The following is a 13,717-nucleotide window of genomic DNA, read 5'->3' on the forward strand; positions in this document are numbered from 1 at the left end:
TCTGGACTTCGTTTACAGCCTCGTCGCGCCCTATACCCACCGTAGTGTCCGGCCCAATCACATGCGGGTGAACGATCACCCCGACAATGCGCTGTCTGCCCAACGTGGCGGCCACTCCTCGCTGCACAGACGCAGATCATCAGTAAGGTTGGGTCGCGTGAAAGCCCTCCGCCGTTTCACGGTCCGCGCGCACCTTCCCGAGCGATTGGTCGCGTTGGAGCGGCTGTCCGTCAACCTCCGCTGGTCATGGGACAAACCCACGCAGGACCTGTTCGCCGCCATCGATCCGGCGTTGTGGAAACAGGTCGGCTGCGATCCGGTGGCACTGCTCGGTCAGGTCAGCCCCAAACGTCTGGACGAACTCGCCGTCGACGAGGCGTTCGCCGACCGGCTGGACCACATCGCCGCACAACTCGACGACTACCTGGCTCGGCCGCTCTGGTATCAGGAACGCGCGGCTGACGGTGTCGAGATGCCGAACGGCATCGCGTATTTCTCGATGGAGTTCGGCGTCGTGGAGGTGCTGCCGAACTACTCAGGGGGCCTGGGAATCCTGGCAGGCGACCATCTGAAGTCAGCATCCGACCTTGGGCTGCCGCTGATCGCGGTGGGTCTGTACTACCGGTCGGGCTACTTCCGCCAGTCGCTGACCGCTGACGGCTGGCAGCGGGAGAACTACCCGTCGCTGGATCCGCAGGGCCTGCCGTTGCGCCTGCTCACCGACCACAGCGGTGACCCGGTGCTGGTGGAACTCGCGATGCCCGACTCCGCCCAGCTACGGGCCCGGGTGTGGGTCGCTCAGGTCGGTCGAATCCCGTTGCTGCTGTTGGACTCCGATATCCCGGAGAACGAGCACGATCTGCGCGGCGTCACCGACCGGCTTTACGGCGGCGACCAGGAGCACCGGATCAAGCAGGAGATCCTGGCCGGCATCGGCGGGGTGCGGGCGATCCGCGCGTTCACCGAGATCGAGGGCCTGCCGACGCCTGAGGTGTTCCACATGAACGAGGGCCACGCCGGTTTCCTCGGCGTCGAGCGGATTCGCGAGCTGATCGGCTCCGGGCTCGATTTCGACACTGCGCTGACCGTGGTGCGATCGTCCACGGTGTTCACGACGCACACCCCGGTCGCCGCGGGCATCGACCGGTTCCCGGTGGAGATGGTGAAGCGCTACTTCGGCAGCGGAGAAGGCAACCCGGCGGGTGCCACGTCGCGGCTGCTGCCCGGTGTATCGCTGGACCGGGTCATCGCATTCGGAGCCGAGGACGACCCGTCGAAGTTCAACATGGCGCATATGGGCCTGCGGCTCGCGCAGCGGGCGAACGGCGTCTCGCTTCTGCACGGTCGGGTCAGCAGGGAGATGTTCAACGAGCTGTGGCCTGGGTTCGATCCGGTGGAAGTGCCGATCGGCTCGATCACCAACGGCGTGCACGCTCCGACCTGGGCGGCGCCGCAATGGCTGGACCTGGGCCGGGAGCTTTCCGGGGGTGACCTGCCGAGTGCGCCCGCCGTCTGGGAGCCCGCGCTCTGGGAACGGCTGCAGCAGGTCGACCCGGGACATCTGTGGTGGATCCGGTCGCAGCTTCGGGAGCAGTTGGTCAACGACGTCCGGGTACGGCTGCGGCGGTCCTGGCTCGAGCGCGGCGCATCCGATGCCGAACTGGGCTGGATCGCAACGGCTTTCGATCCAAATGTGCTGACGATCGGGTTTGCGCGGCGGGTGCCGACGTACAAGCGGTTGACGCTGATGCTCCGCGACCAGGACCGGCTGGAGAAGCTGCTGCTCGACGAGAAGCGGCCCGTGCAACTGATCGTGGCGGGCAAATCACATCCCGCCGATGAGGGTGGCAAGGCGCTGATCCAGCAGGTGGTGAGGTTTGCCGACCGGCCCGAGGTGCGGCACCGCATCGCGTTTCTGCCCGACTACGACATGTCGATGGCCCGCCAGCTCTACTACGGCTGCGACGTCTGGTTGAACAATCCGTTGCGCCCGCTGGAGGCATGCGGCACGTCGGGGATGAAGAGCGCTCTCAACGGGGGGCTGAACCTGTCCATCCGCGACGGCTGGTGGGATGAGTGGTACGACGGCGAGAATGGCTGGGAGATACCGACCGCCGACGGTCTGGCCGATGAAAGTCGGCGCGACGACCTGGAAGCCGCGGCGCTCTACAGCCTGGTCGAGCGGTCGGTAGCGCCCAAGTTCTACGACCGTGACGACCACGGCGTCCCCGTGCGCTGGGTGGAAATGGTCCGCCACACGCTCGAGGTGCTCGGACCCAAGGTGCTGGCATCGCGGATGGTGCGTGACTACACCGAGAAGTACTACGCGCCCGCCGCGCAGTCACTGCGCAGAACCGTCCAGCCCCACGACGACGGCGGTGTACCTTTTGGCGCCGCCCGGGATCTGGCTGCCTACCGGCAGCGCGCACACGATGCGTGGCCGAAGATTCAGATCACCGACGTCGACAGCACCGGGTTGCCGGACACCCCGCTGCTGGGCAGTCAGCTCACGCTTTCGGCGACCGTACAGCTCGCAGGGCTCAGCGCCGATGAGGTCTCCGTCCAGGCGGTTCTCGGTCGGGTCGACACCGCCGACGGGTTGATCGATCCGGTAACCGTGCCGATGCCGCACATCGGGACCGCCGAGGGCGGGAACGATATCTTCTCGACGACGACCCCGCTGCCGGTGGCCGGCCCCGTCGGCTACACGGTGCGAGTCCTTCCGCATCATCCGCTGCTGGCCTCCGACACCGAGCTCGGACTCGTGACACTGGCCTGACGCCGGATCGATTCGGCGGACTTGGGGTCGGCCGGCTAGCTAGTCGATGTAAGTTCCGGTGATGTTTCGTTGCGCCACGCTGGTGGCCGCCGCTGTGATGGTGCCCGCTTTGATCCTGCCGATCGCGTCCGCCGACCCAGCGGCCGAACCCGTCGTCGAGGCGGCGGAAACCGCGCCCGCGCCGCCCGAGGGCGCACCACCCGAGGGCGAGCCGCCACCAGAGCCGCCGCCCGTGGAACTCGTCGAATCGTCGCCGCCAGCCACCACCACGTCACCCGACGGCTGGACGTTGACCGTGTCGGCAAAAGACGAGACGCAACGGGTGATTCAACCGCTGACGACGGCGATCTCGACGCGTGAGTACGAGGTCGGCGGGGTCTTCAGCGCGTCGATGACCGGGCCGGAAGAAGAGGAGGCGCCCGAGGGCACGTTGGAGGTCGGCTATCAGATCGGCTGCGGCATCGACATGAGTACCAGCAACGGTGTGGTGATGAGCGGCAGCCTCGGCCTCACGCCAGGGTTGGGCATCTCCGGCCTGGGTACCGGCGGGGTGACGGGCATTCCGACGTTTCTGACGCCGATCAGCGGGTCGCTGGCGGTCGCGTTGAAGCCTGGCATCATCAACGTCATCCCGGTCACGAAAAAGGAGTTCAAGGGCGCCGAGCCCTGGGTGCAGATCACCGGCTTCCGGGTCAAGATCGACGGCTGCGTCGGCGAGTCCTTCATCCGGTCGTATGCGTTCCTGACCCGGTCCACCGACGTCTCCGACGCGATCCTCGGCTACTACGGGGTGACCAAGAAGGTCTAGCGATTTCGGCGCGCTCACCGACGCTCAGCGCACGCGAGCGCGCCGAAATCGCGATTACGGGAACCGCTTGAAGCAACGGCCGTCGTCGCCGAGCACGCCGGCGCGGAACGCGTCCATCCGGGAGAAGCCGGACGGAACCGACTCGCCGTTGACGTCGCTGGCCGCCAACCCGTTGGTGAGCAGACCGGAGACGGCTTCGTCGAGGTCACCGGCGGTCAGCGCCACGGTGTTGCCGTCCGACGTGGTGACCGCCTCGGTCATCTTCGTCGTCGCGACCCCGGTCAGGCATGCGGTGCGCAGCGCGGCCTCGGCGCTGTCCAGCGCCATGCCACCGCGCTCACGCTGCAGGGCCAGCATGTAGCGGGAGACAAGGACCGAATACGCCGTGTTGTCGCCGGACACCACGCCGCCGTTCCTGTCCTCGCCCGACGGCGTACCTAGCGTCTCGAGTTCGGCCATGTCGACGGCGATCGTGTTGGTCGCCGGACAATACGAAACCGGAGGACTGGGCCTGGCGTCTGGGCAGTCGGCCGCCCCGTCGATGCGCAGTTCCGGTGGGTCGGCCGGTGAGAACAGCGTCTTGAGCGCTTCGACGATGGACGTCACCGACTTCTCACTGACGGGCCATTCGCCAGTCTGATGCCGTTGCAGCGCGACGGGCAGATCGCCGCGGCGCGAAGCGATCTCCTTGGCGTCGATCGCCACACACGACCGGACGCCATCGGTGAAGCCGAACTGGAAGGCGCTGATCCGCTCGAACGCCGAGCCGTGCTCATAGGCGCCGGGGAAGAATTCGTCCTCGCTCATCAGTGGGTCGCTGAACGAAATCACCGCCGCCAGTACGCTGTTGAGTCCATCGCCGGTGCTGAGGGTGAAGCGATCGGAGTTGCCCTCGGCCACCCAGCGCATATATGCGCCTGCAAAACAGTCGGCCTGTTGCTCGGCGACCAGCATCGGCGTGTTCTTCTTCTTGAGCTTGGCCTGATGCTCAATGGCATGGCCGTATTCGTGGGCAAGCACGTTGGTGACGGCGATGTCGCCGAAGTTTTCGCCCAGCATGGGTAGTAGCTCGCCACGGTCCCAACCGATGGTTTCGTCGAGGAAGCAGAAGCCGGCATTCTCCAAGCCGTACGTGTCTTCGCCGCAGAACTCCTGACTTTCGTAGCCGTCGGCATCCCACGAGATCAGCGCGTCGACCGGGGTGAAATCGTCGTCGAACGTCTCCGGGTACACCGCCGCCCAGAAGTCCTCGATGTCACTGATCGAGGCCGCGGCGAGTTCGTCGATCGCACCGCCGTCGCTGTTCTCGACGTCGCGCGAAGGCGTTTTGGCGTCCGAACGCAGCCCCGTCGGCCCGTCGACCGCAGGCATGCCGGCCACCTTGAACGGATCGTCGAAGACCGAGACCGCGCTACCCGTCACCGTCGTCGAGCAGGACGCGATCAGCAACGCGGCGCACACAGCGAGCACCGCGCCTGCGACGGATCGACTGCTCATGGCGTCACGATAGTGCGGCGTTGGCGGCATCGAGGCGTTGCAGCGCCTGCCGGACCCGGACCGGATCCGTGGTCGCCCAGAAGGGTGGCAGCGACGCACGCAGATAGCCGCCGTAGCGCGCGGTGACCATCCGCGAGTCCAGCACCGCGACCACCCCGCGGTCGTCCGTGCGCCGCAACAGTCGGCCTGCACCCTGGGCCAACAGCAACGCGGCGTGGCTGGCCGCCACGGACATGAATCCGTTGCCACCCCGGGCGGCTACCGCCCGCTGGCGGGCCGACAGCAACGGATCGTCGGGGCGCGGGAATGGAATGCGGTCGATCAGCACCAGCGACAACGACGGGCCGGGCACATCGACGCCCTGCCACAGCGACAACGTGCCGAACAGTGATGTCGCAGGGTCGTCGGCGAACTGCTTCACCAGTGCAGACGTGGTGTCATCGCCCTGACACAACACCGGCGTTGACAGCCGCTCGCGCATGACTTCGGCGGCGGCCCGCGCGGCCCGCATCGACGAGAAGAGCCCCAGTGTGCGACCGCCCGCGGCGCCGATCAGTGTCTCGATCTCGGCAAGCTGCTCGGCGGACCCGGTGCCGTCGCGCCCCGGCGGCGGCAGATGTGCTGCGACGTAAAGGATTCCGGATTTGGCATGCTCGAACGGGGAGCCGACGTCGATGCCACGCCACTGCGGCTCGGTCGGCGACGTTGGGCTCTGCGGCTTATCGTCCCCGGCCGACAAGCCCCATGCCGCGGCCATGGCGTCGAAGGAACCGCCGACCGTCAACGTGGCCGACGTCAGCACCGCAGTGGATTGCTCGAACAGCCTGCCGCGCAACAGACCTGCCACCGACAGCGGTGCCACCCGCATGACGGCGCGGATGGATCCGCGGTTGTCCTCGTGGTCGAGCCACACCACGTCGTCGCGATTCGGAATCTCGGGGACGAAGGACGCCACTATGCGCGTCGCGGTGTCGCTGATGTCCGAAAGCGCCGTCACCGCCTCGGCGCGCGCCGACGCCGCCTTGGGATCCGACGGAGACGTGTCGATCGCCGACCGCACCCTGCTCGCGGCGTCGCGCACAGCGCTCAGGTATGTCGTCATGTCGTCGTCGAGGCGGTCGATGCGCCCAGGTGACCCGTCGTGAATCGCAGACGCGAACGTGGCCGAAGCGGCCTCCAGCCGTTGTGCCAGTTCGGGTTCGACGAGCCGCGCGACGCGTCGGGTCGCCGCGCTGAGCACGGCGTTGGACAGTTCGGCGGTGGCGACGCCGGTGACCCGGTCGGCCAATTCGTGGGCCTCGTCGACAACGAGCAGCTCGTGTTCGGGAAGCACCGCGGCATCGGAGATGGCGTCGATGGCCAACAGCGCGTGGTTGGTGACGACGATATCTGCGTGCCCCGCCTTATCGCGTGCCTTCTCCGCGAAGCAGTCGGTGCCGAACGGGCAACGCGTCGCGCCGATGCACTCCCTGGCCGAGACGCTGACCTGGCTCCACGACCGGTCCGGCACGCCGGGGGTGAGCTCGTCGCGGTCACCTGTGTCGGTGCTCGACGACCAGGTGGTCAGGCGTTGGACGTCTCGCCCCAGCGCGGTCGATGCTGCCGCGTCGAACAACTCCTCCTGTGGGCGATCGTCGGGTTCCGCGGCGGGGCCATTCTGACTACCGTTGTGAATCTTGTTCAGGCACAGATAGTTTCCCCGACCCTTCAGCAGAGCGAACGTCGGCCGCCGCGGCAGGACGCCGGCCAGGCTGTCGGCGAGCGCGGGCAGATCGCGGTCGACGAGCTGACGCTGCAGCGCGATCGTGGCCGTCGACACCACCACGGGTTCGTCGGTGGCCAGCGCCCGCGCGATCGCGGGCACCAGATAGGCGAGCGATTTTCCGGTGCCGGTGCCTGCCTGCACGGCCAGGTGCTCGCCTGAGTCGAACGCGTGTGCAACGGCCTCGGCCATCTCGACCTGACCGGTGCGCTCGCTGCCGCCAAGCGCGGCGACCGCGGTGGCGAGCAATTCTGTGACCGGCGCTGCGTCGGGCGTGGCTCCTCCTACGCGCCTCGGCCGGCGGCTGAAAGCATCCGGGTCGGAATCGCGGGTTCGCCGCGGGACAGCTTCAGGCCGTCCCACGGCAGGCTCTCCAGCCCTGCCACCACACGGTCGCGGGCGGCGGCCAGGCTGAGATCCGCGACGGGTTCACCCTTCTCGACGAGCGGAACCGTCAGATCCCGTGCGACCAGGTCGGACTGCGGTGCGGGTTCGCCTGCCGGGTAGACGATCTCCTCGACGACGGTTCCCGACGGCTTGGCCAGCCGCATCGCGCTCTTGCGGCCGCCGTGCGATTCCTTGTGCAGGCTGCGCTTCTCCACCGGGATGCCGTCTACCTCGACGAGCTTGTAGACCATGCTCGCCGTGGGCGCACCCGAGCCGGTGACGACCGAGGTACCGACCCCGTAGATGTCAACCGGTTCGGAGCGCAGTCCGGCGATCGCGAACTCGTCGAGGTCGCCAGACACCACGATCCGAGTCTTCGTCGCGCCGAGCCCGTCGAGTTGAGCGCGGACCTGGCGGGCCAGCACCCCGAGGTCACCGGAGTCGATGCGGACCGCGCCGAGGTCGGGCCCCGCCACCTCGACGGCGTTTGCGACGCCCTCGGTGATGTCGTAGGTGTCGACGAGCAGGGTGGTTCCGACGCCTAGCGCGTCGACCTGGGCGCGAAACGCCGCCTTCTCCCACTCTGATGTTCTCGGCCCGAGAAGGTCGCCACCGGGGACCGCGGGCCCTGACGCATGCACCAGGGTGAACGCATGGGCGCTGGTTCCCAGCGCGGGCACGCCGTGGCGGCGCTGGGCCTCGAGGTTGGACGATCCGGCGAACCCAGCCAGGTAGGCGGCCCGCGCGGCGGCCACGGCGGCCTGCTCGTGTGTGCGACGAGAACCCATCTCGATGAGGGTCCGACCGTCGGCCGCGCTGGCCATCCGGGCCGCGGCCGACGCGATGGCCGTGTCGTGGTTGAAGATCGACAGCGCCAGCGTTTCGAGCACGACGCACTCGCCGAACGTGCCGTGCACCGCCAGCACGGGAGAGCCAGGGAAGTACAACTCGCCCTCGGCGTAACCGTCGACGTCTCCTCTGAACCGGTAGTCCGCGAGATACTCCAAGGTGTCGTTGTCGAGGAAGTCCGAAAGCGATTGCAGCGCGGTGTCGTCGAACGTGAAGTCCGCCAACGTTTCCACGAAGCGCGCGGTCCCGGCGACGATGCCGTACCGCCGGCCTTCTGGCAGACGACGGGCGAACACCTCGAACGTGGTGCGCCGATGCGCGGTTCCGTCGCGCAGTGCCGCCGCAAGCATGGTCAGCTCGTACTTGTCGGTCAGCAACGCCACGGTCACCCCGCAACCGTAACCGTTCACGAGCCCTGCGAGGCCCCCGCTATTCTGGGCAGATGGTTACCCCAGCGAAGACTCGCCCGGGAACTCGCGAGGAGAAGCACGTTGACACCGCCGAGGACACCGAGTCCCCGTGGGTGACCCTCGTCTGGGACGACCCCGTCAACCTCATGACCTACGTGACCTACGTCTTCCAGAAGTTGTTCGGCTACAGCGAGCCGCACGCCACCAAGCTCATGCTGCAGGTGCACAACGAAGGTAAGGCGGTGGTGTCGGCGGGCAGCCGCGAGTCGATGGAGGTCGACGTGTCCAAGCTGCATGCCGCCGGCCTGTGGGCGACCATGCAACACGACCGCTGATCACCGGAGGCGGGACGCAATAGTGCGCAAGTGGAAGCGGGTCGACACCGCAAGCGGCACGCGCTTTCGTTCGGCCCTGGCGTCGCACGAGGCGGCGCTTCTCGAGAGCCTGGTGACGTCCATGGTCGCCATGCTCGAGGAACGGGAATCATCCTCGCCCGCAGACGAACTCGAGCAGATAACCGGTCTCAAGACCGGCAATTCACGTCCCCCGGAGGATGAAACCATGAAGCGGCTGCTGCCCGATTTCTTCCGGCCGCAACACGACCACCCCGCCGGGTCGGGTACCGCAGAGAGCCTGAACAGCGCGCTGCGCATACTGCACGAGCCCGAGATCATCGCCGCCAAACGCCATGCCGCGCAACGGGTGCTGGACACCGTGCCGAACGGCGGAGGCCGATTCGAGTTGACCGAGGACGATGCACACGCGTGGGCTGCCGCAGTCAACGACGTCCGGCTTGCTCTGGGCACGATGCTCGACATTGGTCCGCAGGGTCCCGACGGGATGCCTCCCGACCATCCGATGGCAGGCCATTTCGACGTGTACCAGTGGCTGACGGTGCTGCAGGAGTATCTGGTCCTCGGCCTGATGGACAAGAAATGAGCGCGATCACCGACGTCGGGGGGATCCGAGTAGGCCAACACCATCGAATCGATGCCGATGTGACGCTCGGTTCAGGTTGGGCGAGCGGTACGACCGTCGTCCTGACTCCGCCGGGCACCGTCGGTGCTGTCGATGGCCGCGGCGGCGCGCCGGGCACGCGTGAAACCGACCTGCTCGACCCGAGCAACTCGGTGCGCCACGTCGACGCCGTCGTGCTGTGCGGTGGCAGCGCGTACGGCCTCGCGGCCGCCGACGGGGTGATGGGTTGGCTCGAGGAGCACGGCCGCGGGGTGGCGATGGAAGGCGGCGTGGTGCCGATCGTTCCCGCCGCGGTGATATACGACCTGCCCGTCGGTGGCTGGAAATGCCGACCGACCGCCGAGTTCGGCTACTCCGCCGCCGAGGCGGCCGGAACGGAGGTGGCTGTCGGAAGTGTCGGCGCCGGGGCAGGCGCCCGTGTCGGAGTGCTCAAGGGCGGGGTCGGAACCGCGTCGGTGACGCTCGAATCGGGTGTTACCGTCGGCGCGATCGTCGTCGTCAACGCCGCAGGCGAAGTCCTCGACACGGCCACCGGGTTGCCGTGGCAGGCCGACCAGATCGAGGAGTTCGGCCTCACCCGTCCGCCCGCCGACCAGATCGCCGCCTTCGCCGCCAGGTACATCGAGTTCAGCCCGCTGAACACCACGATCGCCGTCGTCGCCACCGACGCGGCGCTCAGCCCGGCCGGGTGTCGCCGGGTCGCGATCGCCGCCCACGACGGCCTGGCCAGGACGATCCGGCCGTGCCACACCCCGGTGGACGGCGATACGGTTTTTGCGCTGGCCACAGGTGCTGTCGAGGTGCCGCCGGACCCCGCGATACCCGCGTCGATGTCGCCCGAAGTGCCGCTGATCACCGCCGTCGGAGCGGCCGCGGCGGACGTGCTGGCTCGGGCAGTGCTCGTCGGCGTGCTTGCGGCAGAGTCGGTCGCCGGAATACCGACCTACCGGGACATGTTGCCCGGAGCGTTCGCAGGACCGGCTTGAGTGAGGAAGGGGACACGGTCGTGCTGGTGATTCGCGCCGATCTCGTCGACGCCATGGTCGCGCACGCCCGCGCCGACCATCCCGACGAAGCGTGCGGTGTGCTCGCCGGCCCCGAGGGCTCCGACCGCCCCGAACGGCACGTCGCGATGGTCAACGCGGAACGATCGCCGACGTTCTACCGGTTCGACTCGATGGAACAGCTGAAGGTCTGGCGGGCGATGGAACAGGCCGACGAAGTGCCTGTCGTCATCTACCACTCGCACACCGCGACCGAGGCCTATCCCAGCCGCACCGACATCTCGTACGCATCCGAACCCGACTCGCACTACGTGCTGGTGTCCACCCGCGACCCCGACGAGCACGAGCTGCGCAGCTACCGCATCGTCGACGGGGTCGTCACCGAGGAACCCGTCAAGATCGTCGAGATGTACTAGACGTCAAAGAGAGGCCCACCCATGACCGTTACCGTTTCCGTGCCCACGATTCTGCGCAGCCACACCGGCGGCGAGAAGCGCGTCAGCGCCACGGGCACCACACTGCAGGCCGTCATCAGCGATCTGGAGGCCAACTACTCCGGGATTTCGGAACGACTCGTCGACTCGGCTAATCCCGGCAAGCTACACCGCTTCGTCAACATCTATGTTAACGACGAGGACGTGCGCTTCTCCGGCGGGCTCGATACCGAGATCGCCGACGGCGACTCGGTCACCATCCTGCCCGCAGTGGCAGGCGGCTGACTTTGACGCGGTACGACTCGCTGTTGGAGGCGTTGGGAAACACGCCGCTTGTGGGCCTGCGCCGATTGTCGCCGCGATGGGACGACGCCGACGGGGAGCCGCACGTGCGGCTGTGGGCCAAGCTCGAGGACCGCAACCCGACGGGCTCGATCAAGGACCGCCCCGCGCTGCGGATGATCGAGGACGCCGAAAAGCGCGGACTGCTTGAGCCCGGTGCCACCATCCTGGAGCCGACCAGTGGCAACACCGGCATCTCGCTGGCGATGGCGGCCCTGCTCAAGGGTTACAAGATGATCTGCGTGATGCCGGAGAACACGTCGATCGAGCGCAGGCAGCTGCTCGAGCTGTACGGCGCGCGGATCATCTTCTCGCCCGCCGAGGGCGGGTCCAACACGGCGGTGGCGCACGCCAAGGAGCTGGCCGCCCAACACCCCGACTGGGTGATGCTCTACCAGTACGGGAATCCCGCCAACGCCGACGCGCACTACCTCGGCACCGGGCCGGAGCTGCTGGCCGACCTGCCCGAGATCACCCACTTCGTCGCGGGCCTCGGCACCACCGGCACGCTGATGGGCACCGGGCGGTATCTGCGGGAGCAGGTGCCAGATGTCGCGATCGTGGCGGCCGAGCCACGCTACGGCGAGGGTGTCTACGCGCTGCGCAACATCGACGAGGGCTTCATCCCCGAGCTGTACGACCCGGATGTGCTCACCACGCGGTTCTCGGTCGGGTCGTTCGAGGCGATCAAGCGCACCAGGGAACTGGTGCAGGTCGAGGGCATCTTCGCGGGCATCTCGACCGGCGCGATACTGCATGCGGCCCTAGGCATGGCGACCAAGGCGGTCAAGGCGTCCGAGCGCGCCGACATTGCGTTCGTCGTGTGTGATGCCGGGTGGAAGTATCTGTCGACCGGCGCATACGCCGGTAGCCTTGATGAAGCGGAAGACGCTTTGGAAGGGCAACTGTGGGCATGAGCGGACCGGGGTATGCGACGCCGACAGCGCCGAAAAAGCGGCCTGCGTGGGTTGTTGGCGGCGTCACCATCCTGAGCTTCATCGTGCTCCTGTACGTCATCGAGCTGATCGATTCGCTGTCGGATCACCGGCTGGACCAAAACGGCATCCGGCCGCTGGAGACCGACGGCCTGTTGGGCATCGTCTTCGCGCCGCTGCTGCATTCGAACTGGGACCATCTGATCGCCAACACGATCCCCGCGTTGATCCTCGGCTTCCTGATGACGCTCGCCGGTATGTCGCGGTTCATCTTCGCCACCGCGATCATCTGGATTCTCGGCGGCTTCGGCACCTGGCTGGTCGGCAACATCGGCACGCATTGCCCCTACGTCGGCGTGACCTGCGAGACCAACCACATCGGTGCGTCGGGGCTGATCTTCGGCTGGCTGGCGTTCCTGATCGTGTTCGGCTTCTTCACCCGCACGGTGTGGGAGATCGTGGTCGGCGTGGTCGTGCTGTTCGTCTACGGCGGTGTCCTTCTCGGGGTGCTGCCCGGCACCCCCGGGGTTTCGTGGCAGGGCCACCTGTGCGGGGCGATCGCGGGTGTGATCGCGGCGTATCTGCTGTCCGGCCCGGAGCGGAAGGCGCGCGAGGCCAAGAAGCGCGGCGCGTCGCTGCCGCAGACCTTCGGGACGTGACCTCCCCGTTGGCGCCGGTCGGGATCTTCGATTCCGGTGTCGGCGGGCTCACCGTCGCGCGCGCCATCATCGACCAACTGCCCGACGAGGACATCGTCTACGTCGGGGATACCGGCAACGGCCCGTACGGTCCGCTGACCATCCCCGAGATCCGCGCACATGCGTTGGCCATCGGCGACGACTTGGTGGAGCGCGGCGTCAAGGCGTTGGTCATCGCATGCAACACCGCGTCATCGGCCTGCCTGCGCGACGCCCGCGAGCGGTATGCACCGGTGCCCGTCGTCGAGGTGATCCTGCCCGCGGTGCGCCGCGCGGTGGCGACGACGCGAAGCGGCCGCATCGGTGTCATCGGCACCGAGGCGACGATCGCATCGGGGGCCTACCAAGACGCATTCGCCGCAGCGCGCGACGTCGAAATCACCGGGGTGGCATGCCCGCGGTTCGTCGACTTCGTCGAGCGCGGCGTCACCAGCGGCAGACAGGTACTCGGCCTGGCCGAGGGCTACCTGGAACCGCTGCAGCGCGCCGATGTCGACACGTTGGTGCTGGGCTGCACCCACTACCCGATGCTGTCCGGTCTCATCCAGCTGGCGATGGGCGATCAGGTCACTTTGGTGTCGAGCGCCGAGGAGACGGCCAAGGACTTGCTGCGCGTGCTCAGCGAGCTCGACTTGCTTCGCCCGCATGACGCACCGCGGGCAAAAAGACAGTTCGAGGCGACCGGAGATCCTGAGGCGTTCACCACACTCGCCGCCCGATTCCTCGGTCCGACTCTCGACGGTGTTCGACCTGTTCAGCGTCACATCGGCAGCCAATGATGACGTTCGTCTATCAATGCGGTGATGTTTTCGTCATCGGGATAGCGGGCATGGC

At 67.4% G+C, this 13,717-nt stretch carries 13 protein-coding genes; 10 read left to right on the top strand and 3 right to left on the bottom strand.

The features are described from left to right. Positions 1-157 precede the first annotated feature (157 nt). Entirely contained in the window at positions 158-2,779 is a 2,622-nt protein-coding gene (glgP, locus tag D6M19_RS28075; RefSeq protein ID WP_123028566.1) for an alpha-glucan family phosphorylase, read from the top strand. 61 nt (positions 2,780-2,840) lie between these two features. Next, positions 2,841-3,587, top strand: coding sequence for an MspA family porin (locus tag D6M19_RS28080; RefSeq protein WP_206428660.1), 747 nt, complete (start codon positions 2,841-2,843; stop codon positions 3,585-3,587). 54 nt (positions 3,588-3,641) lie between these two features. Here D6M19_RS28080 and D6M19_RS28085 read toward each other — a convergent pair whose 3' ends face one another. From D6M19_RS28085 to D6M19_RS28095, 3 genes are read right to left on the bottom strand one after another with little or no spacing between them, the layout of a single operon-like run. Then, the gene (locus D6M19_RS28085; RefSeq protein WP_123028567.1) at positions 3,642-5,084 is read right to left on the bottom strand and encodes a neutral zinc metallopeptidase; all 1,443 of its coding nucleotides are present in this window, start codon (positions 5,082-5,084) and stop codon (positions 3,642-3,644) included. A 4-nt stretch (positions 5,085-5,088) separates the two neighbouring features. Then, positions 5,089-7,095, bottom strand: coding sequence for an ATP-dependent DNA helicase (locus D6M19_RS28090; RefSeq protein WP_123028568.1), 2,007 nt, complete (start codon positions 7,093-7,095; stop codon positions 5,089-5,091). A 35-nt stretch (positions 7,096-7,130) separates the two neighbouring features. Further along, positions 7,131-8,471 carry a nicotinate phosphoribosyltransferase gene (locus tag D6M19_RS28095; protein WP_268812338.1) on the bottom strand — a complete coding sequence of 447 codons (1,341 nt, stop codon included), beginning with the start codon at positions 8,469-8,471 and terminating at the stop codon, positions 7,131-7,133. Between the two features lie 53 nt (positions 8,472-8,524). On the opposite strand from D6M19_RS28095, the gene clpS reads away from it, so the two are divergent. Genes clpS through murI form a run of 8 tightly spaced genes read left to right on the top strand, consistent with a single transcriptional unit; the run spans position 8,525 to position 13,662 of the window. Next, positions 8,525-8,827 (top strand): ATP-dependent Clp protease adapter ClpS, encoded by a 303-nt coding sequence (clpS, locus tag D6M19_RS28100; protein WP_123028569.1) that lies wholly within the window; start codon positions 8,525-8,527, stop codon positions 8,825-8,827. Positions 8,828-8,849: 22 nt separating this feature from the next. Beyond that, on the top strand, positions 8,850-9,431 hold the full coding sequence (gene aosR / locus D6M19_RS28105; protein ID WP_123028570.1) for an oxidative stress transcriptional regulator AosR: 582 nt from the start codon (positions 8,850-8,852) through the stop codon (positions 9,429-9,431). Beyond that, a complete protein-coding gene (locus tag D6M19_RS28110) occupies positions 9,428-10,456 on the top strand; it encodes a P1 family peptidase (RefSeq protein WP_123028571.1) in 1,029 nt (342 codons plus the stop codon). Before aosR ends, D6M19_RS28110 begins: the two co-directional genes overlap by 4 nt. Beyond that, a complete protein-coding gene (locus tag D6M19_RS28115) occupies positions 10,453-10,890 on the top strand; it encodes a M67 family metallopeptidase (protein WP_268812339.1) in 438 nt (145 codons plus the stop codon). Before D6M19_RS28110 ends, D6M19_RS28115 begins: the two co-directional genes overlap by 4 nt. A gap of 21 nt (positions 10,891-10,911) precedes the next feature. Then, entirely contained in the window at positions 10,912-11,193 is a 282-nt protein-coding gene (locus D6M19_RS28120; protein WP_123028573.1) for a MoaD/ThiS family protein, read from the top strand. A 2-nt stretch (positions 11,194-11,195) separates the two neighbouring features. Beyond that, the gene (locus D6M19_RS28125) at positions 11,196-12,167 is read left to right on the top strand and encodes a cysteine synthase (RefSeq protein WP_123028574.1); all 972 of its coding nucleotides are present in this window, start codon (positions 11,196-11,198) and stop codon (positions 12,165-12,167) included. Further along, positions 12,164-12,844, top strand: a complete 681-nt coding sequence (locus D6M19_RS28130) for a rhomboid family intramembrane serine protease (RefSeq protein ID WP_123028575.1) — start codon at positions 12,164-12,166, stop codon at positions 12,842-12,844. Before D6M19_RS28125 ends, D6M19_RS28130 begins: the two co-directional genes overlap by 4 nt. After that, the gene (murI, locus tag D6M19_RS28135) at positions 12,841-13,662 is read left to right on the top strand and encodes a glutamate racemase (protein WP_123028576.1); all 822 of its coding nucleotides are present in this window, start codon (positions 12,841-12,843) and stop codon (positions 13,660-13,662) included. The genes D6M19_RS28130 and murI overlap by 4 nt, the downstream gene beginning before the upstream one ends. Positions 13,663-13,717: the final 55 nt, after the last annotated feature.

The sequence above is a fragment of the Mycolicibacterium stellerae genome, assembly GCF_003719305.1.
GTDB classification, from domain to species: domain Bacteria; phylum Actinomycetota; class Actinomycetes; order Mycobacteriales; family Mycobacteriaceae; genus Mycobacterium; species Mycobacterium stellerae.